General features: G+C 46.0%; 18 protein-coding genes and 1 pseudogene. 10 read left to right on the forward strand and 9 right to left on the reverse strand.

Annotated elements, in window-relative coordinates; all coding sequences use genetic code 11:
* Window position 1 precedes the first annotated feature (1 nt).
* The 5 genes from BHV83_RS02100 to BHV83_RS02120 all read left to right on the forward strand — a co-directional run bounded on the left by BHV83_RS02100 (window position 2) and on the right by BHV83_RS02120 (window position 3,673).
* Window positions 2-856 (forward strand): ATPase, encoded by an 855-nt coding sequence (locus tag BHV83_RS02100; protein WP_005865617.1) that lies wholly within the window; start codon window positions 2-4, stop codon window positions 854-856.
* Window positions 857-859: 3 nt separating this feature from the next.
* Window positions 860-1,690, forward strand: a complete 831-nt coding sequence (gene murQ, locus BHV83_RS02105; RefSeq protein WP_005855245.1) for an N-acetylmuramic acid 6-phosphate etherase — start codon at window positions 860-862, stop codon at window positions 1,688-1,690.
* Between the two features lie 43 nt (window positions 1,691-1,733).
* Complete coding sequence (locus BHV83_RS02110) at window positions 1,734-2,396, forward strand: MgtC/SapB family protein (RefSeq protein WP_005855247.1); 663 nt, start codon at window positions 1,734-1,736, stop codon at window positions 2,394-2,396.
* A 63-nt stretch (window positions 2,397-2,459) separates the two neighbouring features.
* A complete protein-coding gene (locus BHV83_RS02115; RefSeq protein WP_008774447.1) occupies window positions 2,460-3,101 on the forward strand; it encodes a DUF8491 family protein in 642 nt (213 codons plus the stop codon).
* Entirely contained in the window at window positions 3,098-3,673 is a 576-nt protein-coding gene (locus tag BHV83_RS02120; protein ID WP_259009203.1) for a uracil-DNA glycosylase family protein, read from the forward strand. The genes BHV83_RS02115 and BHV83_RS02120 overlap by 4 nt, the downstream gene beginning before the upstream one ends.
* Window positions 3,674-4,608: 935 nt before the next feature.
* On the opposite strand, the gene BHV83_RS02125 is transcribed toward BHV83_RS02120, so the two are convergent.
* The 7 genes and pseudogenes from BHV83_RS02125 to BHV83_RS02155 all read right to left on the reverse strand — a co-directional run bounded on the left by BHV83_RS02125 (window position 4,609) and on the right by BHV83_RS02155 (window position 15,585).
* Window positions 4,609-4,749, reverse strand: coding sequence for a hypothetical protein (locus BHV83_RS02125; protein WP_286755934.1), 141 nt, complete (start codon window positions 4,747-4,749; stop codon window positions 4,609-4,611).
* Window positions 4,746-5,483: a hypothetical protein gene (locus BHV83_RS02130; RefSeq protein WP_286755936.1), complete on the reverse strand. Its 738-nt coding sequence runs from the start codon at window positions 5,481-5,483 to the stop codon at window positions 4,746-4,748. Before BHV83_RS02130 ends, BHV83_RS02125 begins: the two co-directional genes overlap by 4 nt.
* Before the next feature lie 39 nt (window positions 5,484-5,522).
* Window positions 5,523-7,283 carry a RagB/SusD family nutrient uptake outer membrane protein gene (locus tag BHV83_RS02135; protein ID WP_005865626.1) on the reverse strand — a complete coding sequence of 587 codons (1,761 nt, stop codon included), beginning with the start codon at window positions 7,281-7,283 and terminating at the stop codon, window positions 5,523-5,525.
* 15 nt (window positions 7,284-7,298) lie between these two features.
* On the reverse strand, window positions 7,299-10,544 hold the full coding sequence (locus tag BHV83_RS02140; RefSeq protein WP_286755940.1) for a SusC/RagA family TonB-linked outer membrane protein: 3,246 nt from the start codon (window positions 10,542-10,544) through the stop codon (window positions 7,299-7,301).
* Between the two features lie 364 nt (window positions 10,545-10,908).
* A pseudogene (locus tag BHV83_RS02145) lies at window positions 10,909-11,788 on the reverse strand (AraC family transcriptional regulator).
* Window positions 11,789-11,822: 34 nt separating this feature from the next.
* Window positions 11,823-14,021, reverse strand: coding sequence for an alpha-galactosidase (locus BHV83_RS02150; RefSeq protein ID WP_286755941.1), 2,199 nt, complete (start codon window positions 14,019-14,021; stop codon window positions 11,823-11,825).
* A 70-nt stretch (window positions 14,022-14,091) separates the two neighbouring features.
* Window positions 14,092-15,585, reverse strand: coding sequence for an IMP dehydrogenase (locus BHV83_RS02155; protein ID WP_005855263.1), 1,494 nt, complete (start codon window positions 15,583-15,585; stop codon window positions 14,092-14,094).
* A 160-nt stretch (window positions 15,586-15,745) separates the two neighbouring features.
* Between BHV83_RS02155 and BHV83_RS02160 the strand changes: the two genes are divergently transcribed.
* On the forward strand, window positions 15,746-16,459 hold the full coding sequence (locus tag BHV83_RS02160; RefSeq protein WP_122370075.1) for a pirin family protein: 714 nt from the start codon (window positions 15,746-15,748) through the stop codon (window positions 16,457-16,459).
* A gap of 75 nt (window positions 16,460-16,534) precedes the next feature.
* On the opposite strand, the gene BHV83_RS02165 is transcribed toward BHV83_RS02160, so the two are convergent.
* Entirely contained in the window at window positions 16,535-17,827 is a 1,293-nt protein-coding gene (locus BHV83_RS02165) for a M64 family metallopeptidase (RefSeq protein ID WP_286755944.1), read from the reverse strand.
* Window positions 17,828-17,936: 109 nt separating this feature from the next.
* Between BHV83_RS02165 and BHV83_RS02170 the strand changes: the two genes are divergently transcribed.
* Entirely contained in the window at window positions 17,937-18,413 is a 477-nt protein-coding gene (locus BHV83_RS02170) for a pyridoxamine 5'-phosphate oxidase family protein (RefSeq protein WP_009018635.1), read from the forward strand.
* Window positions 18,414-18,451: 38 nt separating this feature from the next.
* Here BHV83_RS02170 and BHV83_RS02175 read toward each other — a convergent pair whose 3' ends face one another.
* Complete coding sequence (locus tag BHV83_RS02175) at window positions 18,452-19,084, reverse strand: peroxiredoxin (protein ID WP_008774437.1); 633 nt, start codon at window positions 19,082-19,084, stop codon at window positions 18,452-18,454.
* A gap of 172 nt (window positions 19,085-19,256) precedes the next feature.
* Here BHV83_RS02175 and BHV83_RS02180 point away from each other — a divergent pair, with 172 nt between their 5' ends.
* From BHV83_RS02180 to BHV83_RS02190, 3 genes are all read left to right on the forward strand, one after another.
* The gene (locus BHV83_RS02180) at window positions 19,257-21,125 is read left to right on the forward strand and encodes a sensor histidine kinase (RefSeq protein ID WP_286755948.1); all 1,869 of its coding nucleotides are present in this window, start codon (window positions 19,257-19,259) and stop codon (window positions 21,123-21,125) included.
* A gap of 170 nt (window positions 21,126-21,295) precedes the next feature.
* Complete coding sequence (locus BHV83_RS02185) at window positions 21,296-22,522, forward strand: quaternary amine ABC transporter ATP-binding protein (RefSeq protein WP_005865641.1); 1,227 nt, start codon at window positions 21,296-21,298, stop codon at window positions 22,520-22,522.
* A complete protein-coding gene (locus tag BHV83_RS02190) occupies window positions 22,519-23,352 on the forward strand; it encodes an ABC transporter permease (RefSeq protein WP_005865644.1) in 834 nt (277 codons plus the stop codon). Before BHV83_RS02185 ends, BHV83_RS02190 begins: the two co-directional genes overlap by 4 nt.
* The last annotated feature ends 15 nt before the right edge of the window (window positions 23,353-23,367 follow it).

Raw genomic sequence — 23,367 nt, forward strand, 5'->3', positions numbered from 1 at the left:
TATGATATTAATTGCGGATAGCGGATCTACAAAGACGGAGTGGTGCTTGGCAGATCAAGGCAGACCGGTGCGTACGGTCGTGACAGCGGGTACCAATCCTTATTTCCAGACACGGGAGGAGATCGCCGGAGAAATCCGGGGTGCCTTATTGCCCGCGTTGAGGGGTGAGCGGATCGATGCCATTTACTTCTATGGCGCCGGTTGCGCCTTCCCGGAGAAGAACCGGATCGTGGAAGAGGCGATTACGCCTTATATCCCGGCTCCCATAGAGGTGTATAGTGACTTGATGGCGGCTGCTCGTGCCTTATGCGGGAGCCGTCCGGGAATCGCCTGTATATTGGGGACGGGATCGAATTCTTGTCTGTATGACGGGACGGAGATAACGGAGCATATCTCTCCCTTGGGATTCATTCTGGGGGATGAGGGTAGTGGCGCCGTGCTCGGGAAGTTATTGGTAGGGGATTGCTTGAAGCGTCAGTTGCCGGCGCCTTTGGTTCAGAAGTTTATGGATCAATATGAGTTGACGCCCGCCTTATTGTTGGAGCGGGTATATAAACAACCTTTCCCGAATCGTTTCTTGGCTACCTTATCCCGTTTCTTGTTGGAGAATATCACCGAGCAACCGATTTATAATTTGGTCTATACGAGTTTCCGTAGCTTTTTCCTCCGTAACGTGGCGTTATATCCGGGAGCTGATACGTACCCGATTCATTTCGTAGGCTCTATCGCCTATTATTATCAGGAGGTATTGAAAGCTGCGGCCTTATCCTTAGACTTGAAGGTCGGTACGGTCGTACAGGCTCCCATGAACGGATTGATCCGGTATCATTTTACGAACGAAGAAAAAAATGAATGAGTTATGGCATTTCAAAAGATAACCGAGTCGGAATCGTTGTACGATAATCTGGATCAGATGTCTGTCCGGGAGTTGCTGGAAGGCATCAATAACGAGGACCGGAAAGTGGCGATCGCCGTTGGCAGGGAGATCCCGAAGATCGAGAAGCTGGTAACCCGTATCGTAGAGCGGATGCGGAGAGGCGGCAGGCTCTTCTATATCGGGGCGGGTACGAGTGGTCGCTTGGGTGTCTTGGACGCCTCCGAGATCCCTCCCACGTACGGTATGCCGAATACCTTGGTGATCGGTTTGATCGCCGGCGGTGACCGGGCGCTCCGGAATCCAGTGGAGTCGGCGGAAGACGATCTGGATAAGGCTTGGGAGGAACTTCAACAATATCATATCAATACGAACGATACCTTGGTGGGGATAGCCGCCTCGGGTACGACTCCCTACGTGATTGGCGCCCTGCGTAAGGCACGCTCCGAGGGAATCCTGACGGCCTCTATCTCCTGCAACCCGGACTCCCCGATGGCGGCGGAGGCGGAGATCGCCATCGAGCCGGTAGTAGGTCCGGAGTTCGTCACCGGAAGTACGCGGATGAAGAGCGGTACGGCCCAGAAGATGGTGCTGAATATGATCACGACCTCCACGATGATCAAGCTTGGCCGGGTGAAGGGGAACCGGATGGTGAACATGCAACTGACCAACCAAAAATTGGTGGATCGTGGCACCCGTATGATCATGGAAGAGCTTCGTCTGGATTACGAGCAGAGCAAGAATCTCCTGCTCCTACATGGCTCCGTCCGGGAGGCGATCGATTCTTATCACCGTGAATGGCGGCTGAATCAATAAATAATTCCTATCTTTCGGGGTAAAACCTAAAAGATCGTTGATTATGATGTGGGATTTCATACTAAGACTTTTCGTGGCAGGTATTCTGGGCGCCGTTGTCGGGCTAGACCGTGAGTACCGTGCGAAGGAGGCGGGTTACCGGACTCACTTCCTTGTTTCGTTGGGTAGCGCGTTGATCATGGTTGTCTCCCAATATGGCTTCCAAGATGTCATCCTAGAGAATAGCGTAAGTCTCGATCCGAGCCGTGTGGCCGCCCAAGTGGTGAGTGGCATCGGTTTCATCGGGGCGGGTACGATCATCATCCAGAAACAATTCGTGCGGGGATTGACTACCGCCGCCGGTATCTGGGCGACCGCCGGTATCGGTCTGGCCGTCGGCTCAGGCATGTACGGGCTCGGTATCGCCGCCACTTTGTTGACGCTCGCCGGGCTGGAGCTGTTGAGCGTTATTTTTAAAAGCATCGGGATGCGAAGTTCCTTGGTGGTATTCTCTACCTCCGACAAGGAGGCGATCAACCGGATCGCCCGTGTTATCTACGAGAAAGGTTTCCTGCTGGTAAGCTATGACATGAAAAGACTGGGGCATCAGGAGAAGGACGAGTACGTCGTCAGCATCGTGTTGAAGGCCCGTAAAAACACGGAGGAAAGTCCACTGTTGCTATTGATGGAGCAATTTCCGGAGGTTACGGTGGAGAGAATTGAATAGTTATTCTGCATTGGCGGTAAGTTTTCGTATATTCGCGGCTCGAAACTATTTAATAATCGTACGATGAATTTTATTTCTAAGCTATTCAAGAAGAACGTATCTGAGGCGGAAGAGGCCGGCAAAGGTTCCGTGGAGGAGTTCGTATCTTTAATCCGTGTATATTATCAAGCCGTTATGGCCGTGAACTTGGGTATCACCAACTTGAACATGCTCGCCGATATGGCTTTGTTCAAACGCATGTTGAAGATACCGACCCAGAATAACAAATTGGGTGTCGCCGAGAAATCCCGTGTGCGCAAGGTGTTGATGGAGGATTACGGCCTAAGCGAGGCTTTCTTCAAGGAGATCGACAGCTCGGTGAAGAAGAACTGCAAGAACCAGAACGATATCAAGACGTATTTCTTCATGTTCCAAGGTTTCTGCAATGACTTGTTCAACTTGCTTGGCAATCTGATGCAGTGGAAGTTCCGCTTCTCCATGCTGGTGAAGAAGTTGCTGTATAATATGACGACGAAGACGGTTCACGATATCTTGACCAAGTCCGAGTGGAAGGATATCAGCGTGCAGAAGGCCGCGTGGAGCGTGCGTAAGTATGCCGAGAAACTAGGCTACTCCGAGCAATGGATCACGGACTTCGTGTATAACGTCGTGCTTCTGGCGAAAGAGGATCAGAAGAAGGAACTCAAAAAGAGCAAGGAAGCATGACCACCGAGCTGCATCCGCTAGGTTTCTTCCTCCCGGAGAATACGAGATTGCTGATGCTGGGAAGTTTCCCGCCTCCAAAAGCTCGTTGGAGCATGGATTTTTACTACCCGAATATCCAGAATGATATGTGGCGCATCCTTGGCTTGATTTTCTATGGGAACAAGGATGCGTTCCTGCGAGACAAGAAGGCGTTCAGCGAGGAGAAGGCGAAGGCTTTCTGCCGGGAGAGGGGGATCGGGATCGGTGATACCGCCATGGAGGTGATCCGCTTGAAAGCGAACGCCTCCGATAAGTTCCTTGAGGTGGTACGGCCGATCGATCCGGAGAAGGTCTTGTCCCAGATACCGGAATGCGTGGCGATCGTGGTAACCGGGCAGAAAGCGATGGATACCCTCCTCTCCGTATTGCCCGGCACGGAGGAGCCGAAAGTGGGCTTTTCGTCGGAATTTTCTTGTATGGGAAGGACGATGAGGCTGTTCCGTATGCCTTCATCCTCTAGAGCTTATCCGAGGCCGTTGGAGGAGAAGGCCGCCGTTTACCGGGGGATGTTTGAGACGTTGGGGATGGTGTGAGGCAAGTCTGCCATACAGCATTCCTCGTTTACGCCCCACCTCTTCAAGGAGTGCGGTAAGCTCGGAAACGTCCTATCTGAATGATGTCCAATTATCTCTTTCGTGTATATACATATTTTAAGTACTTGATGCGACATTAGAACAGGAGAAACGCTGCGATATTTGCGACGTTATTCAGTTTAAAACGTCCGATTATGGAGTTTAATGCACGAACTTATTTTCAGTAAGGTACAGTTGTAGCATCTTATCGCCGTAAGATGTATGATCTTACCGTTGTAAGATGTATCATCTTTCACGGATACTTGACATCTCCTTGTCTGGCATCTTTTAGCAAAGTGACAGTTTGTAAATTTAAGTCCCGGAGAATCGATTCTTTCGGGCAAAGGTGCGGTATGCTCCCGAAAACGAAAGAAAAAAGCGACAATCGATTGGTTGATAGGGCAATGCTGGAAAACGGCCTTTTATTCTAGCGGGATTTATTCATCGTATTTCATGTTTTGAGGGCAGGAAGGGAAGAAAAACGGTGCTACAATAGGGTTATAACAGGGTAAGAATGCCCATTTGCGACGACTCATAACCCTATTCTTGACTACTTACGATGCCCAACGGCAGTATTGGCGTAGCCTAACACGACCAGTTGCGTAGGCTTCCGCCACCTATCGTGTGTGAAAAACGCTCTATTTTAACAAAAAGGGGCACTTCTTGCTACCTCTTTCTCGCTAGTTTGCTAGGTTTGGAAAATAGGTGTGTCAAGGTAAATGCTCTATGGAAATCAAAAAGATGGCGAGAGACCGGTTGGGTTGACGGAAGGATATTTGCTGGAGAGTGGACATGATATAAAAAGAGGCGGATACCTTATGTATGGCCCGCCTCCTTTTTATTTTATGCATGAATAACTAGGGAATAGGGGGATCCTTATTCCCTAAATTATTAGTTTATTCCTTCGCCTTGAAGGCCCAGAAAGTAGCCTCACCCCATTGTGCCGTACCGGAGGCGGCGTAGGTTAAAACAAGGTTCTTGTCGTTCAGAAGCATGATATCGAACTCTGTCGGTTTATAACCGTTTCCATTGATCATGTAAGGGAATAAGATTGCTCCCTCGGTGTGTATAGCTTGCCGATTTCCCAAGAATCACTGGCCGTCATATCAAAGGAGAAAGTTCCTTCGTTGATCGTTTGGGATCCCGTGTTCTTCACGATTTTCTTGCCGCTCAGGATGAAGGTCATGTAAGCGTCCGGAGTTTCCTCGCCTGTAGCTGGAACTTTTAGACCCTCTAATTGTCCGGTAAGATCTGCGGGTGCGCAAGTCCACCAGATGCCGTTCTTGTTCGTAATGAAGTCTTCTGCGTTAGAAGCGGCTTTATAACCAAGGTTACCCCAACAGCCTCCTAAAACCTCGGAATCGTATGTCCAAACCTTCTCTCCATCTCCACAGAGATATGCCCATGCCGGGTCTACATCTACGTAAGTCGTGATGCTGAAAGTCTTTTGAAAAGAGGTGATGCTGCCATCTTGATTTATGGTACGAATCGTGAACGTTTGAGACTCCTCTCCACCGGGAGTTAAGTCAAACGATCCACTTGTTCCAGTGGTCAGGATATTTCCTGAGGGATCAAGTATCTGTACGGTCGTGGATGGATTTGTAGCGTATGTAAATTTGTTTTGACCTTCTACCGTTTGCATTAGGGTAGCGGCCTGTTCCAATTGCGCTTCAGTCATACTCGCTGCTATGGAGCCTTCTTCCTCTACCGTAGGATCGCAGGCGGTGAGGAGCATCGCGAAAAGTGAGATAACTATACTATATTTCTTCATGATTTTCTAATTAAAAGTTTGACCTTATTGAAATCGTTTTTACCATCGGTTATATTGGCTGTCTGAACCTTCCCAACCGGCGTTCTGGGTGATGCTGCCGTTCGACATATCCACCTCGCTCTCCGGTATCTTGAAGAATCCGGCGGTAGCGTTATATCGTGTGGCGTAGCCACCTCCGTGGGCTTTGTTAGAGTCCTCTTGGCCATTGGTGTATATCTTCACGTTGGTCTGCTTTTCCAATGCGGCGGCGGCTATGTGCCAGCGACGGATATCATTCCAGCGGATACTCTCAAAAGCGAGTTCCCAACGACGTTCGTTTTGCAGGGCTTGGAGTGAGTAAGACGAGATGGGGCTCAAGCCTGCTCTCTCTCGAACCCGGTTGATTCCGTCCGTGTTCTCTTTCAGCTCGGATTGCATTAGTAATACATCGGCGAAACGGATAAGCACAAGGTCGTGGATATTGTTCAGCTGTAAATTCTCGGAACCCTGTGCCCAGCCGTCAGTCCCGTACATTAGGTTCTCGAAGCATACGGAGTACGTGTCTCCATTTTTAGCGGCAACAGGGAGCCACTTCTTGGAGAGGTATCCGGTCTCTTGGATAAACTCACCACCGCCGCCGAATGCCCATCCTTGCTCGGTCCAAGCGGCGCAATCCGAAATGGAGGCGTCACGGCGTTTGTCGTTAGGCTCGGAACTTTTCCAATCGCTTACGAGGTTCGGGGCGGCGGGTCCTGCTCCCCAGCCTTGCCCGAAGGGGAAGGACTCGGCCACGCCTGCCATGCCGCGTACGCCGAAGTGTAGGGCGAAGTTATTCGCGTAACCAATGCTTGTGCTCCAGTCGGCTAATTTGTTGTATTTGATAGCGAACAAAGTCTCCGGATTCACGGCGTTGTCATCTTCCACCCATTTCAGGCCCTGTCCGGTGGTATAGTCGTAATCTTCTACCGTAAACCGGTTTGTATAGGCCCAAAGGTTGCGGAAGTCCGACGTGACCAGCGAGTAACCAGAATTGTTCACGCAATCGTCGATGTAGCCGATCACTTGGTCTTTCGTCAGTGTGGAACCGTCGGGCAAAGCCACGGAAGTCAACGGTGAGTAAGTGGTGCTGGTAAGCGCGGCCAAATCCTCGCCATTGCAATACATGCCTGTATAGAATAACCAAGCACGGCCCAACATGGCTTCGGCGGTGTATTTATCGACATGTCCGTCCGTCTTGCGAGTGGCGGGCATAATTTCCGCTGCATCACGCAGGTCTTGTAGGATTTGTCCCCATAGCTCAGCGGCGGTCGGTTGGCTTGGCTCAACGGATTGTGAGGTGATAGTGAGAGGAACACGACCGTACATGGAGGCCAGCTCGTAATAATAGAAAGCGCGTAGGAATTTCGCTTCTCCCTCTATCTGGTTCTTGTCGGATTCTGCCAGTTGGATATTTTCAATACCATCCAGCAAGGAGTTCGCACGGTTAATACCTTGGTAACGGTCTTTCCAGAATTGTTGGGTCATGTCTTGCTTGGAGTTCAGCAACATATCCAGAGATTGCATATGCAAGTCGTTTGGACCTCCGCCCCCTAGACAATCGTCGCTGGCCAGCATAGCGGCATAAAGGAAAGAGCACTCAGGTGTGGCGGACACTTGGTTCAAGTTCTGATAGATACCGGCTAACGCTTGTGTGGCATCCTCGGTCGTAGCGGGAAAGTTCTCGCTACTTTTTGTTACGTAATCCTCGGCATCCAGCGTACAAGAGGTGATTCCCCCCATGATCGAGGCCGCGATACCGATTAAATATATTGTTTTTTTCATCTTGATAATCAATTATTAGAATTTGACATTAACTCCTACCATATAGGTTCTCGCTTGGGGGTAGTTACCTACATCCACGCCCGTTACCCAGCTCTCTTTATCGTTGAGAGCGGTTCCGCACTCTGGATCCATTCCTTTATAACCTGTGAAGGTAAAGAGGTTTTGGGCGGAGACATACAAGCGAAGCTGCTGGAATTTGCAACTTTTCCATAGACGTTTGATGTCGTAGCCTAGGGTTACGTTTTGGATACGGAAATAGTCTGCGTCGTCCACGTAAATATCGGAAATGTTGATATGGTTCACGGTGTTACCGGGCAACAGGATCGGGTATCGGTTGGATGTTCCCTCGCCATGCCAGTAATTGTAGACGTTGCTGCTATAGTTATCGAACTGTCCGTTACCAAACTTACGATACGTGTGGGCAACCTGCATGCCGAACGCTCCGTAAGTGGAGATGTTCAAGTCAAAGCCTTTCCAGCTAAAATCTAGATTCAAGCCCATCGTGAGGTCTGGATGAGGATTACCGATCTCCGTCTTATCGCTGTCGTTGATCACACCATCGCCATTGACATCGACAAATTTCAAGTCACCCGGGGCTATCGAGGTGCCTTGCAGGGAGTTAGAGGCATCCCCACCGCAATTCTGGTCAAGATAGGCCTGTATATCCGCTTGATTTTGCATCACGCCATCGGTCTTATAGCCCCAGAAGTAACCGATAGGATGTCCTTCTTCCATACGGGCCATATAGGTGGTTCCCTCGGACAGAAGAGCGTTACCTCCATTTACGTAATGAGTACCGTTATTAACTTCTGTTACCTCATTCTTGTTATGCGCGAGGTTCAAGCCGATGCCATAGCTAAAGTCTGAGCCTACCTCATCCCTCCAATTTAAGGCAAGCTCGATACCCGTGTTCTTAACTGTACCGGCATTTGCGACCATGGAAGAGAAACCGTTGATTGAAGATACGGGTACGTCGATCAGCAAATCTTTTGTTTTCTTACTATACCAATCGAAGTTTGCGTTTAACCGGCCGTTCAAGAAGCGTGCGTCTAAACCTACGTTCGTCTGCTCCGATGTTTCCCATGTAATCTCGTTATTGGGTAACAAAGAGGGGTAAGCGCCTTGGGTTCCTCCGTTTTTATTATTATTGAAGGAATAAAGTCCTAAATCACCGAACGCGTATGTGGAGGCGTATTTGTACGCTCCAATATTCTCGTTACCATTTTGTCCCCAACTGGCGCGAACCTTCAAGAAATCCATCCAGTTTTTCGTGTTTTCCATCCAGCTCTCGTTACTCATCACCCAACCTGCGGAGAATGAGGGGAAGTAACCCCAGCGATGACCGCTGGAGAAATTGGAGGAACCATCGGCACGGACAATCGCGCTAAACATATAAGTTTCCTTGAGGTCGTAGTTGATACGGCCGAAATAGGATAGGATGGAGTGATCATCCACGGGATATCCTCCCACTATACCAGCGGTACGACCGGAGAAGTTGTTGAAGTAAGCATGCGAGAAATCTCCGAAGATGCTGGTCGTGGCGTGTCCTTCGATGGTTTCCGACATATTATTACCTTCTCTGGAATACTCTGTACCGACCAATACGTCGAAATGATTCTCCTTTACGTCGAAAGCATAGCTCAATGTATGTGTCATACCCCAATTCCAACCGATGGTCATATTCTCGTCCAGATAATCATCCGTATTCTGGTCGTTGTTATTATTTTTATAGATGCCGTTGTATGCTTTGTAGAGGCTGGAGTTCTGTTTGTAGTAGACTTGGCCTTTATACTTCAAATCCTTTAACGGCTGTATCTCTATATAACCGATGGCGCTAAGATTGTGGTTCCGGCTTTTATTATTGCCACTGGTGGTATTTAACAAGGTGTTCATCGGGTTATTGATGTATTGGTTGAGCCCGAGTAAACCCATTGATCCGGATCCTTGCACGATCAAGTCGTCGTAGTCGAATAACTCTCCTTGGCTATTGTATAATGGAACCAATGGATTGGCTCCCATCATGCTATAGATGCTGTTGGAGTATTGGTTACCGATTTGGATACCTTGGTTGGATGTGTGTTGGTAATATACGTTCTCACCGAATTTTATGATATCCAGATCCTTGTTTTTCCAAAGGATATGCTCGGAATTTAAACGAATGGTGAAGCGGCTGTAGTCGGATTTAACCGGACCACCGAAAATACCGTCTTGATACTGATAACCTACGCCAGTAGAGAACTTGGAGAGCTCTGAACCTCCGGTCACGTTCACGGAGTGAGATGTGGTTATTGCGTTCTTGTTGCGAAGTAACTCCAGCCAGTTCGTACCCGGGTTGGAACCGTTTTGATAGGATTCCAGTAAATCTGCGTCTAGGTATTGTGACCAATTGAAGGGCGATACGCCGGCGTTGAAGTTGATCTGGTCTTGAACGGCCATGTATTCTTTGGCGGTAAGCATATCCGGCATCTTTACTACATTCTGCCAACCGATGTTGCCGTCATAGGATACTTGCACTTTTCCTTCTTTACCTTGTTTTGTGGTAACCAAGATAACACCATTCGCCGCGCGGGCACCATAGATGGCGGAGGAAGCGGCATCCTTTAATACGTCGATACGCTCGATATCGGCAGGGTTCAAGGAATTGATATCGCCACCGGCCACACCATCAATAACATAGATAGGAGCCGTATCTCCATTCGTACCGGCACCACGGATGTTTACTTTAAATCCGTCACCCGGCTGACCGGAAGAAGCCACGATATTGACACCCGGGCTTTGATTCTGTAATGCGCTTAGTGGGCTGATCGTATTACGTTTAGCGACTTCATCGCCTTTTACCTCTACGGTCGCACCTGTCACCAACTTTTTCTTTTGTACACCATAACCTACTACCACTACCTCGTCCAAACTCTGTGAGTCCTCTTTCAAGGTGATCTGTAAGTCGGATGTTTGGGCGGTTACGGGAATCTCTTGGGTCATATAACCGATGTAGGAGATCTCTATGATAGAGCCGGGGGCGGCCTCTAAGCTGAACTTACCATCCAAATCGGTTATCACTCCGTTTGTCGTTCCCTTTACGATAACATTGGCACCGATGACTTCCATTCCTGTTGCGTCTTTCACGGTACCAGTGATTCTTTTTGTTTGTTGCATGACTTCCATCGAAGTACTAGGGGCGGCTAACATTTGTGGTATGCCACCTAGCTGGAAGGCCATACATGCGCCTAAAAACAGCGTCGTTTTCTTAATTGTTGAATTCATTATTTTTTACATTAAATCATATAAGGCTAAACTAAAATTCATTTACTCAATAGGGTCATTAGCGGTTAACTGCTAAAAACATTAGATTCTCGGTCCTTCCTCATAGGCAATTGTTTTTTGTTGTTAATATGTATTGTTAATTTCTGTCGCAAAATTACGTCGGATCCCAAGTGCGTTCAAATACTATTTTATCCAAGAATAATACTTTTTTGCCGGAGTGTATTTTTAACACATCGATGGGGTAGCCGTAGGCATGAAAGCCTTTGTGACTGGTCGCAAAGATAGATGTGTGAAGGAAAAGAGAAGGGGGGATTTTGTATAGAAATAGGGGGGGATATGTATTTATCCCTGTTAAAAAGGTCTCTTATACAATGATTTTTGTCTTTTTGTAGTTATCCCGGAACTCTTTGGGAGAGCAGTTTTTCTTTTTCTTAAAGATACGGTTGAAGTTCGAGAGGTTATTGAAGCCGCAGTCATAACAAATCTCCGCGATGGATCGTTGCGTGTCCACCAGCATGCGGGCGGCGTAACCGATACGGATATCGGTGGATATAGTCGGAGAGGGTCTTCCCGGTCCTCAACTTGAAGAAACGGCTGAAAGCGGAAGGGGCCATACCTACGAGTTCAGCCAGTAGGTTCAGGCGGATATCCTGTTGGTATCGCTCGTTGATGTAATTTTGTACTTTTTGGATACGACGACTCTCGGAATGTATATCCGTTATTTTAGCGAACGAGGAACTAGCCAATACTTTGTAGTCCTCTTCGATGGAAAGCTCATACAAGATGGTCAAGAAGTTGATGACCGCATAAAAACTTTGCTCCTCGGAAACCAGCTTTTCCAGTAAATGGTAAACCTTCAAGATGGAAGACATCGGGAAACTGATGCCGCATTGAGCTTTCTCCAACATTTTCCGGATACTGTTGAATTGGTTTTTCTCCAATATATTATTCCCGAAGAGATTGGGAGAGAACTGGATCGTGATCTCATGGATCAGAGGCGATTTACATGCGTTCTGCTCCCAGACATGCTCCAGTTCTTTCCCGGTTATCAATACTAACTCGTATTCTCCGATCACTTCCGCGGAATCACCGACCACACGCCTTACCCCCGGAGCGTGCTCAATGAAATTGAGCTCGTACTCCAAGTGGCAATGGATCGGATAGGTAAATTCTGTCTTACGTCGGTCTACGATGTAGAAGCAATCCTTTTCCGATAGTGGGGTTATTTCGTGGATAATGTCCATGTTTAGCTGACTGTTGATAGTTGACAATTGACAGTTAATGAACCTCGGTCAGCTCTATGACCTTGCTACGGGCATGAGCCGTAGAGAACACGTTCATTCCTATTTTCATCAAGAAATCTCCGCTGAAGGTACCTCCGTCGGTAACCAAGGTCGATTTCTGGCCCGGCATGAGGTTTATCTCTTGTACCTTATATTTCTTATTCGGGTCCAATCCTTGTAGCTTTACGGGGAAAGTCTTTTCTCCGAAGCGAGGGTGGATATCATAAGCGAATAGGACGGATTTGCTTTTTGCCTTATCCACGTACATCACGGATGAATGGTTGGTCTCGTAGGGGGAAACAAGACGGTAGAGATCGCCGTCGAGGATCGTGCCCTTTAGACGTTTGTAGTTGGCAACTGCTTCTTGGCAGTATTTCATCTCGTCTTCGTTCATTTCCTTCAAGCTGATATCGAAGCCCATCTTACACATCATGGCCACGTCGGTACGGAACTTGATGGAGGTATTCTTGTTCCAGCTAGTCACGTGGGCACACATTGCCTTTGCCGGGAAAAACTGGGAGAATCCCCATTGGATATACAAACGCTCGATCGGATCGGTGTTGTCGCTGCACCAGAATTCCGTGAAGTATTTCAATGCCTCGTAATCACAGCGGGCTCCACCTCCGGAACAAAGCATGATTGGTAGGTGAGGGTATTTTTCGGCTACCCGTTTGAATACGTTATAGACTCCTCGTACATGATCAATATATAATTGATTCTGTTTCTCCTTGAGGTAAGGAGAATAGACATTGGTAATCGGGCTGTTGCAATCCCATTTGAAGAAAGCCAGATCCGGATTCTCGATCATGATATTATCCACTACGCTGAATACGTAATCCTGTACTTTCGGGTTACTTAAGTCCAAGACAAGTTGATTGCGGTAGTAATAAGTCTCACGATTCGGTAGATGGATCGCCCAATCCGGGTGTTTCTCGAAAAGTTCGCTCTTGGGGTTTACCATCTCCGGCTCGATCCAGATACCGAATTTCACGCCGGCCTCTTTAGCGGTCTGCACCAGATGAGGAATGCCGTTCGGCAACTTATCGTGTGTAACCTCCCAATCGCCCAATCCGGCCTTATCGTTTTGACGAGGGTATTTATTAGCGAACCAACCATCATCCAGCAAAAACATATCTACACCTAGATGCTTGGCTTCTTTCATTAGTTCCTCCAATTTCTTCTCGTTGAAATTGAAACCGGTCGATTCCCAGTTGTTCAGTAGGGTAAGTCGATCGCCTTTACCATCCTTGATCTGGTAATTACGTGCCCAATCATGGATATCACGACTGGCTTTTCCGGTTCCTTGGTTACTCAACGTAAAGATAAACTCGGGGGTGACGAACCATTCGTTCGGCTTCAATTCATAGGCGGACGCATAGGGATTGATGCCGGAGATGACACGAAGGTTACCGGCGTTGTCCACCTCGAACGTAAAGCGGTAGTTTCCAGTCCAACCGATCGTTCCCATTAAAACATCTCCTGTATTCTCGCTGGCCGGGGCACCTAACCCAATCTCAAAAAACGGGTAAGCGTGCATGGCGGCACGGGAGCCTAGTTTCGTATCGATAATCTTTTTCCCGAATTTCAAGTCTTGGCTGCTCATCTGTACTTCCTTGGCCCAGTCACCGCTAAACTCGGTCAATACATAGCGAGGACTCTCGAAATAAAGCATATTGGAAGCGTATTGGGTAATCGTGACCGGTTTTTTCTCCATATGACGAATCTCGGTCCAAGCCTTGATGACGTTTTCTTTAGCGAAAGTTACATAATGCAATTTAGCCTCCACTGGGTATACGTCATCTTTCAGGGAGATGATTGTCTCCGTAACGTTATTGTCTAGTTTCTTGGATTCGCTGGAAACATACTTGAATATACTGGTCATGTTCCCATCGTTGTGCTGGATGGCGAAAGCCGGTTCGAAATAATCCTCCGCTCCTGAACAAGGATACACTTCCCATCCACGGGTTGATACGCTGCCATCCGTTCCGGCTTGGATATTCCATGAGAGGTTCTCAAATTCGGATTCGTTTACTAATTTATTTCCCAGATAAGTTTGGTAGAGCCGTCCGTTGGGGGCTACTTGTAAAATCAAGTCCGTCTCGTTGGTCGAGATTAAGATCATCTTTTGATCGGCGGCTTTTACGAATGGCAAACAAAAACACAAAAGGATAACTGTAAGTAATAGATTTTTCATGGTAAATTATTTGAATGTGTAAATAGTAGAGACGTAGCGTGCCACGCCTCTACTAGAATACATATTGTAATTAATTCTGCTCTTTCAGGATCACGTCGTGAGCGCCACCCTCAACGATACTTGTAGAGGAGACAAGCGTGATCTTGGCATGCTGCTGCAACTCTTGGATAGAGATGGAACCGCAGCTACACATCGTAGCGATCATCTTACCCAATGTTACGTTTAAATTATCTTTCAATTTTCCGGCATACGGTACATAGCTGTCCACGCCTTCCTCGAATTTCAAGGACTCGTTTCCACCCATGTCATAGCGCTGCCAGTTCTTCGCACGGTTAGATCCCTCACCCCAATACTCCTTCACGAAGTTGTTTCCGATTTTCATCTTCTTCGTAGGAGACTCGTCGAAGCGGGCGAAATAACGGCCCATCATCAGGAAGTCGGCACCCATAGCCAACGCTAATACCATATGGTAATCGTGTACCAAGCCACCATCGCTACAGATAGGGATATAAACGCCGTGTCTCTTGAAATACTCGTCACGAGCTTTCGCTACGTCGATCAAGGCGGTAGCCTGTCCGCGACCGATACCTTTCTGCTCACGGGTGATACAGATGGAACCACCACCGATACCTACCTTGATGAAATCCGCTCCGGCGTCAGCCAAGTAGTTGAAACCATCTTGGTCAACCACGTTTCCGGCACCAACCAGTACCTTGTCTCCGTAGGTATCCTTGATCCAGTGCAAGGTCTCGTACTGCCATTCGGAATAGCCGTCGGAAGAGTCGATACACAATACGTCAACGCCAGCCTCTACCAATGCCGGAACACGTTCCTTATAGTCGCGGGTGTTGATACCGGCACCTACTAATAATTTCTTATCTCCGCCGGATAACTCTTTCGGATTCTCACGGTGGCTATCGTAGTCCTTGCGGAATACGAAGTATTGAAGCTTCTGATCCTTGTCGATGATTGGCAATGTATTCAACTTATGATCCCAGATAATCTGGTTCGCCTCTTTCAAGGTCATGCCTAGCTCGCCAACGATTAGTTTAGCGAACGGGGTCATGAAATCTTTCACCTTCATGTCGATCGGGTCTTTGCCTTCACGGTAATCGCGACTGGTTACCATACCTAGCAATTTGCCGTTAGGCGTACCGTCATCTGTCACACCAATCGTAGAATGTTCTGTCCGGCGGACTAGCTCAAGCACGTCGGCCAAGGTATTCTCGGGCGTAAGGTTAGAGTCGCTGATAACGAATCCGGCCTTGAATTTCTTTACTTTGCGAACCATATCCGCTTGGCTCTCGATCGGTTGCGAGCCGAAGATGAAGGAAAGTCCTCCGTTGCGAGCCAACTCGATTGCCAGTTTAGGGCCGGAAACCGATTGCATGATCGCGGAAACGAAAGGAATATTTAATTCAATAGCGGATTTCTCGCCAGACTTGAATTTCACAAGCGGCGTTTTCAATGAAACGTTTGCGGGAATACATTCTTTGGTGGTTAAACCGGGAATAAGTAAATACTCACCAAATGTTCTCGATACATCGTTTAAGTAGATTGCCATAAGATTTTATATTTACAGGATGAGTTTTTTTAATTGCGCAAAAGTAGCGATTTCTGTTCATATATGAATCACATGTTTACATGAAATGTTCGAAATATGCGTCACGCAACATTTATAGTTATGGATTTGTTATTAATGTAGATTTAAAAAGGAGGAAAATATGAGAGTTGTAGTTGATAAGGCTCAATCCAGAGGGTATGCGAATCACGGTTGGTTGAAAACACATCACACGTTTAGTTTTGCTAATTATTACAATCCGGAAAGGGTTCATTTCGGGATGCTACGTGTATTGAATGATGATTCCGTGGCGCCGGGTGAGGGATTCGATATGCATCCACATAAGAATATGGAGGTTATCTCCATCCCGTTAAAGGGATATTTACGCCATGGGGATAGCATAAAGAATAGCGAGGTGATTACGCCGGGAGATATTCAGGTGATGAGCGCCGGTACCGGTATCGTGCATAGTGAGTTCAACGACAGCGGTAATGAACAATTGGAGTTCTTGCAAATATGGGTATTTCCCCGTGAGGAGAATACCAAGCCTCATTATGCCAGTTATGACGTGCGTCCGGTTACTTCGGAAAAGAATAAGTTGTCCTTGATCATCGCTCCGGATGGTAGCGCTCCTGCGTCGATCAACCAAGACGCTTGGTTCTCTTTAGGAAACCTAGATGCCGGTCAAGTAAAGGAGTATAAGCTACATAGTGAAAATAATGGGGTTTATTTATTCGTGATCGACGGAGAGGTGGAGGTAAGTAATACGATCCTGTCTAAGCGTGACGGGGCCGGATTCTGGGAAACCAATAGCATTACGATAGAAGTCTTGAAGCACGCTAAAGTTCTTTTGATAGAAGTTCCGATGATGAAATAAATGTTGATAGGTTAGTGCTGGCGGGTATCTTAATAGTTGATGTAACAAAGCTATTAGGGTACCCGCTCTTTCCTTTTAATGTTTTATCGGTTTATCCGTGAAGTAATCGATCATCTGTAAGATCGCCCGGCTACAAGCTGGACAGAATGGAGCGTAATCACGCATCATACAGTGATCCATCGGGCGATAAATGCCTTTAGCGATGTAACCGCCTCCCTCGAATACGCCTGCCTTATCCTTATGGGCGTCATCTAATGGGGTAGGTATCGGTGTATTAGTCGGTAGAAGATCTTTCCATTTAGCATCGAAGTTAACCAAGGTCGTGATGTTCGGTTCCCAAGGCTCGTACTTCAAATTATAAAAATCTTGATAAGCGACCTCGGAACTGAAGTATTCATCGGCTAGGCCGGCGAAACTATGTCCGAACTCGTGAACGAATACGACCGGGGTACGTGGGTTATCGGCGGTTCCCATGGCATAAAAATTATACATACCGCCACCACCGTAAGCGTCCGTGTTTACCAAGATGAAGATTGCGTCGCAAGGAGCGTTCCATACGGCGTCACGTATAGACTTCATATCCGGGGTGGTTAAATAGCGATCTACCCCAAACGTATAATAACCGGAATTCAATGCGGTATTCTTGAATATACCTTTACCGGATACATCTGTTCCCGATTCTTCCGAAACGGCATCTACCGCCCAGACATTGAAATCTTCCCGGCGAGTGTCATAAGGCGGGGTCTTAAACAATGCCTCCGTAAAACGTTTGGCATCAGCTACAAATTTCTCTTGCTCGTCCGCCGTATAACCTTCCGCTAAGAATACGAGGTCTACTTTCCCGGAGGAATCCCCGTTATATTGGATTTTTGTGATCCGGTTTTCCTTGAGTTTCCCCCGGTCAATAAAAATACTGGCCGGATCAATCTCTTGTTTCAATAAAGGATGGAACTGCATGTCGGCCTTGTCTCTTGCCGTAATCTCAATGATGACAGGAGCTTTCGGATAGGGGATAGAGATGCTATTTGTCCAAGATTGTGTCTCGGTCTTCGCTTGCTCTGTACTTCTCCATTCTTCGAATAACGTATTGAATCCTCGTGAGTAGATCAACTCTTTACCGGCTTTATCATATACATTAATATAATACCCTCCATAACCAAACGGATCGATCAAGTTTTTGACCGGCCTTGCCCAGACAGGTTCTTCCCGGAGTTGTTGTATGGCGGCGGCTTGGAAATCCCAATTTCCACTCAATGCGAAATCAATCCGGAGACTTTTCTTCGTGAAGTGTTTTTCAAAATTAGTTTGCGCCAGACAAGTGAAACTGTAAAGAATGGCGAATAATAATAAGGTTATTCTTGCTCTCATAGATCTATAATATTTATCATGTGTCAACTTTATGACGCAAATGTATATTATTTTTTTTTAGATTTGCCACGATTAGTGTATTATACTCGTTTATAAATAAATTAGACCTATGTTTAGAGAGATCAGACGAAAAGACCGGATTTTGGATAATGAGTTGGCAATTCGTTTATTGGAGGAGGCGGAATATGGTTTTTTGGCCATGTCGGGGATAAATGGGTATGGGTATGGAATCCCGATCAATTATGTAAAGGAAGGGGATTCTATTTATTTCCATTGCGCTCCGGAAGGGTATAAGCTGGAATGTCTACGAGAAAACCCGAAAGTGAGTTTCACGGTAGTTGGCGCTACACAAATCGTTCCGGGAAAATTCACGACAGGTTACGAGAGCACTATCGCTTTTGGAGAGATGCATTTGGATTTGCCGGAAGAAGAGCGTCGGTATGCCTTGCGGCTACTCGTGAATAAATATTCATCGGCGTTTAAGGAGATCGGCGAAAAGTATATTGAGAAATCTTTTTACCGGACTAATATCTTACGTCTAGATATCTCGCATATCTCGGGAAAGTGTAAACGATTGTCTCAATAGTATAAAAAAGGGGGCCTAGCCCCCTTTCTTGCAATATATCAATGATGGCTTAAATAATTAGAGACTCCTGCGTTTGTCGCTTTCATGGCGTCTTTTCCTTTGGACCAATTTGCCGGGCAAACCTCGCCATATTCTTCGAAGTGCTGTAAGGCGTCGACCATACGGAGAGCCTCGTCTACGTTACGGCCTAATGGTAAATCGTTGATTACATAATGACGGATCAAGCCCTCTTTGTCAATCAGGAACAGACCCCGGTAAGCGACCGGATTTCCTCTGGAGATAAGTTCTCCACTTTCGTTCGTAATATAATCAGCGGCCAATACGCCAAAGTTTTCAGAGATGGTTTTGGAAAAATCGGATACGAGTGGATAAGTCACCCCATGGATACCTCCTTTATTCTTATCTTGGTTTAACCATGCGAAATGAGAAAATTGAGAATCGACGGAGCAACCAACCACCGCTACGTTACGTCTTTCGAATTCCTGTAACTTTTGTTGGAAGGCATGTAATTCTGTCGGGCAAACGAATGTAAAGTCCATCGGATAGAAAAACATGACTACATACTTCTTGCCTACATATTGTTCCAAAGAGAAATCCTCGATGATCTCATTGCCATTCACTACTGCCGGAGCGTGGAATTCCGGTGCCTTTTTACCTATTAATGCTTTCATATTATAATTAATTTGTTTGTTAAGTAACAAGCGTAAGTGAAGGTTTGTTGTTGCTTTTTAGTAAAGAGACTGATTTTCTTGTGAAATAGACCTAAAGTTTATGCTTTAAAATTTCTCTGATTTTCAAAGATTTTATTTCTTTGTAACTTATTGATGTTAATAAAGAAAGTATATGGAGGTTTCCGAGGTAAAACAGCGTTTGCTGACAGATTTTTTTACATATTATCCCATGGGAGGTGCTCTGTATGATAAAAACGGTGCGCTAATTGATATAAATAAGTCCTTAAACGAGAAATTTCCTTTTACGAATGAAGCGGACTTCTTATTAAATAATCTTTTTCGTACAGATTTGTTGACCGATCTTCAAAAACAATATCTGCGTGGGGGAAGCGTGGTTTCCGGTTCTTTGCCTGTACCGTATTCTATCATCCCCTCAATGAATGAGAATAGAGAGATTCTTGGATATACCTTATTATTAACGGGTAATCCGGCGGTCGGGCAGGAGGCAGCCGGTTATGACCGGGAATTGAAGGAATTGACGGACATGTCGCAAAAGATGGCGGAAGCGGTTCCAGATACGATCCTTTTGGTAAACAAGCAACTGGTTGTAGAGAGGATTATCGCTTATGCTGTGGAGACTTGTATAACGCCGGAGTCGATCAATCGGCGTATCGATGATCTTCCGGGTTTCATTTATCCGGATGAAACTAAGCGTCGTGTGGCCGCGATCGTGCAAAGTTGCTTGAATAAGTCGGAGATCATGAATTTAGATTTATCGATTCCGGGACATAACGCTCCGATCGTTTATTTTAAACTACGGTTGGTACCGGTACATGACCGGTATGTGATTATTTATATACGGAATGTATCGGAGCTCGTTGAGCAGGAGAAAGCGAATGAGGCGTTAAGCAGTAAGTTGTCCGAAAGCCGGATGATGATGGAGCTTGCTTTGCAGAATAGCAAGATTACGACTTATTCTTTTAATTTCAGCCGGTTTAAGTCTTGCGATAAAGTACATTGTAACCGTTGTTTCCAGTTTTATGGCACGACCAATAGTTTATTGAAACGTAATCAGTTCATCTGTCAGGCTTTGCCGCAACTTCGTCACCCGGACGATTCTGGCGACTTTTTCTATCTATTCAATACGATCCGTACGAATAAATTGGATGAATATAAAATAGATTTTCGTCTAAAGAACGATGATAACACCTATCGGATCTATGAGGTGATCGGTAAGACGCATGAGAAGGATGAGAATGGTTTTCCGAATTTGATTGTTGGCTGTATGATCGATGATCAAGAACGATTGGAGTTTGAGGAAGACTTGATCCGTGCCAAGGAAAAAGCGGAAGAGGCGGATATGCTAAAGTCAACTTTCTTAGCGAATATGACCCATGAGATCCGTACACCATTGAACGCTATTGTCGGCTTCTCTGATTTGTTAGGAGTGGAGGAGGATTTGGAATTGCGTCAAAATTATATTAGCTTGATCAAGATGAACAATGATTTACTTTTAAGTATAGTAAATGATGTTTTGGATATTTCCAGAATCGAGTCTGATATGATGACGTTTACTTATATGGATATTTATTTACCCTCCTTTATGAAAGATATATATAACTCCATACAATTACGTAAGCCGGAAGGGGTGGAAATAACCTTGGATGCATGTTCCGATATTATATTTAATATAGATCGGAATCGATTATGGCAAATTTGCATGAATTTATTGACGAATGCGGTTAAGCATACCAAGAAAGGTAGTATCTGGTTTGGATATACGCTTGAGGCTGAGGGGAAAATGGTTAAGTTTTATGTCTCGGATACAGGCTGTGGCATTCCCAAGGATGAATTGGATAATATCTTTGCTCGGTTCGTGCAATTAAGCGATTTTGAGCAAGGAGTCGGATTGGGATTAGCAATTTGTAAAGGTCTAGTATTAAAAATGGGCGGTAATATTTCTGTGATGTCCAAAGAAGGATTTGGTTCTACATTTATTTTCACTTTACCTATGAAAAGACCCAATAGTTGGAAAAACTAGTGAACAAAACTCTTTGAAATTCGGTTGTCTACATAAGAGATGATTTAGGTTGTAGTCAATTTCCATAATAAGCATTAACTTATATATGCTTTTGGTTTATGTTTTGCCATAAGAAATTCTGGACTTATGGCCTAATCTTTTTGTATCATACCTGTAATCAAAGATTTTATATGACGAAAATAGAAATAAAGAATTTATCTATTCTTTTCGGCCCGGAGAAAATGCGTGCGAAAAGAATGCTAGTAGCGGGAAAAAGTAAACAAAACATTTTGAAAGAAACGGGTTGTACGGTAGCTGTACGTAATGCGAACCTAAAGATTGAGGAAGGGGAGTTATTTGTGATAATGGGACTTTCCGGAAGTGGAAAATCTACGCTGTTACGTTGTATTAACCGATTGAACGAACCCTCTTTGGGAGAAGTCTTTATCAACGGAAAAAACATAACGACTTCCTCGGATAAAGAATTATTGGATATACGGCGTAAGGAAATGGCTATGGTTTTCCAGCATTTTGGATTGCTGCCCCATCGCACGGTATTGAGTAATATCGCTTTTGGCTTGGAGTTACAAGGGGTTCCTAAAAAAGAAAGAGACCAGAAAGCTGTGGAAAGTGTAGCCCTAGTAGGGTTAAAAGGATACGAGAACCAGAAGGTTAGCGAGTTGTCTGGAGGTATGCAGCAACGTGTCGGATTGGCCCGTGCGATCTCGAATGATCCCGAGGTGCTCTTGATGGATGAGGCTTTTTCTGCCTTAGATCCATTGATCCGTGTACAGATGCAGGATGAGCTATTGAAACTACAAGAGAAGATGCAAAAAACGATCATCTTTATTACGCATGATCTTGACGAGGCGATTAAGTTGGGGGATCGTATCGCCATTATGAAAGACGGGGAGGTCGTGCAAGTAGGTACCCCTGAGGAGATCTTGACAGATCCGGCCAATCATTATGTCTCTAGATTTACGGAAAATGTAGATCGTGGACGTATCGTTACGGCCTCATCGATTATGATAACCCAGCCGGTTGTCGCTCGTATCCGTAAAGATGGCCCGGAGACCGTGTTGAGGAAAATGAAAGAGAAAAACTTATATGTATTGCCGGTCGTGGATGGGAATAGGCAATTTCTGGGCGAGGTTCGTTTGAAAGATGTCTTGGCTCTTCGGAAAGCGGGGAATCATGATCTCTCATCGATTGTGATGAAAGAGGTGCCTTCGGTTCTGGAAAACACGACGGTTGAGGATATGCTTCCTTTGTTACCGGAGATCCGGCAGGCCTTACCGGTCGTTAATGAGGCCAACCAATTGGCTGGCTTGGTTTCTACTTCATCGATTATAATCGAGATGACGGGGAAGGATAAAGAGGAAATAGATCAAATTGTTCAAAATGCGATAGAATTATGATAAATATAGGAAAATATATAGAGATTGCCATTAATTGGCTGACTGAGCATTTCGCTCGTTTTTTTGATGTGATAAATGATGGGGTCGGAGGATTTATCGATGCTTTTCAAGATGGGCTGACTTGGATTCCGTTTTATGTGATGATTTTGGGCTTGGCATTGTTGGCTTGGTTCAAGGCAGGAAAAGGAGTCGGCGTGTTCACGGCATTGGGTCTATTGTTAATTTACGGAATGGGTTTCTGGGTGGAAACGATGCAGACTTTGGCCTTGGTACTGTCTTCTACCATCATCGCCTTGATGATCGGAGTTCCGTTGGGAATTTGGACCGCACGCAGTGATCGGGCGGATAAGATCATCCATCCGGTCTTGGATTTGATGCAAACGATGCCGGCTTTCGTCTACTTGATACCAGCCGTTTTGTTTTTTGGTTTGGGACCGGTACCCGGCGCTTTCGCAACGGTGATTTTCGCCATGCCTCCGGTTGTACGGCTGACCGATCTGGGAATCCGTCAAGTCCCGGCCGATATTGTGGAGGCTACCCGCTCATTTGGCGCTACTTCCTCTCAGTTGCTTTATAAGGTGCAATTGCCATTGGCTTTGCCTACGATCATGACGGGAGTGAATCAAACGATCATGCTTTCACTTTCTATGGTAGTTATAGCGGCCATGATCTCGGCAGGAGGATTGGGTGAGATTGTCTTGCGAGGAATTACCCAAATGAAAATAGGTTTAGGTTTCGAAGGAGGTATAGCGGTCGTTATCTTGGCCATTATCTTGGACCGTATTACGCAGGGCTGGGCGAAAGGTAAAGTGAATAAACAAAAGAAATAAGAAACATAGAAAAGA

The organism is Parabacteroides sp. merdae-related_45_40 (genome assembly GCF_001915675.1).

Coding starts and splice junctions, on each gene's coding strand:
- BHV83_RS02125 (WP_286755934.1), bottom strand. CDS start 4,749: ATGATCAATGGAAACGGTTATAAACCGACAGAGTTCGATATCATGCTT.
- murQ (WP_005855245.1), top strand. CDS start 860: ATGGCATTTCAAAAGATAACCGAGTCGGAATCGTTGTACGATAATCTG.
- BHV83_RS02180 (WP_286755948.1), top strand. CDS start 19,257: ATGGAGGTTTCCGAGGTAAAACAGCGTTTGCTGACAGATTTTTTTACA.
- BHV83_RS02155 (WP_005855263.1), bottom strand. CDS start 15,585: ATGGCAATCTACTTAAACGATGTATCGAGAACATTTGGTGAGTATTTA.
- BHV83_RS02120 (WP_259009203.1), top strand. CDS start 3,098: ATGACCACCGAGCTGCATCCGCTAGGTTTCTTCCTCCCGGAGAATACG.
- BHV83_RS02130 (WP_286755936.1), bottom strand. CDS start 5,483: ATGAAGAAATATAGTATAGTTATCTCACTTTTCGCGATGCTCCTCACC.
- BHV83_RS02140 (WP_286755940.1), bottom strand. CDS start 10,544: ATGAATTCAACAATTAAGAAAACGACGCTGTTTTTAGGCGCATGTATG.
- BHV83_RS02160 (WP_122370075.1), top strand. CDS start 15,746: ATGAGAGTTGTAGTTGATAAGGCTCAATCCAGAGGGTATGCGAATCAC.
- BHV83_RS02150 (WP_286755941.1), bottom strand. CDS start 14,021: ATGAAAAATCTATTACTTACAGTTATCCTTTTGTGTTTTTGTTTGCCA.
- BHV83_RS02170 (WP_009018635.1), top strand. CDS start 17,937: ATGTTTAGAGAGATCAGACGAAAAGACCGGATTTTGGATAATGAGTTG.
- BHV83_RS02185 (WP_005865641.1), top strand. CDS start 21,296: ATGACGAAAATAGAAATAAAGAATTTATCTATTCTTTTCGGCCCGGAG.
- BHV83_RS02110 (WP_005855247.1), top strand. CDS start 1,734: ATGATGTGGGATTTCATACTAAGACTTTTCGTGGCAGGTATTCTGGGC.
- BHV83_RS02190 (WP_005865644.1), top strand. CDS start 22,519: ATGATAAATATAGGAAAATATATAGAGATTGCCATTAATTGGCTGACT.
- BHV83_RS02135 (WP_005865626.1), bottom strand. CDS start 7,283: ATGAAAAAAACAATATATTTAATCGGTATCGCGGCCTCGATCATGGGG.
- BHV83_RS02100 (WP_005865617.1), top strand. CDS start 2: ATGATATTAATTGCGGATAGCGGATCTACAAAGACGGAGTGGTGCTTG.
- BHV83_RS02175 (WP_008774437.1), bottom strand. CDS start 19,084: ATGAAAGCATTAATAGGTAAAAAGGCACCGGAATTCCACGCTCCGGCA.
- BHV83_RS02115 (WP_008774447.1), top strand. CDS start 2,460: ATGAATTTTATTTCTAAGCTATTCAAGAAGAACGTATCTGAGGCGGAA.
- BHV83_RS02165 (WP_286755944.1), bottom strand. CDS start 17,827: ATGAGAGCAAGAATAACCTTATTATTATTCGCCATTCTTTACAGTTTC.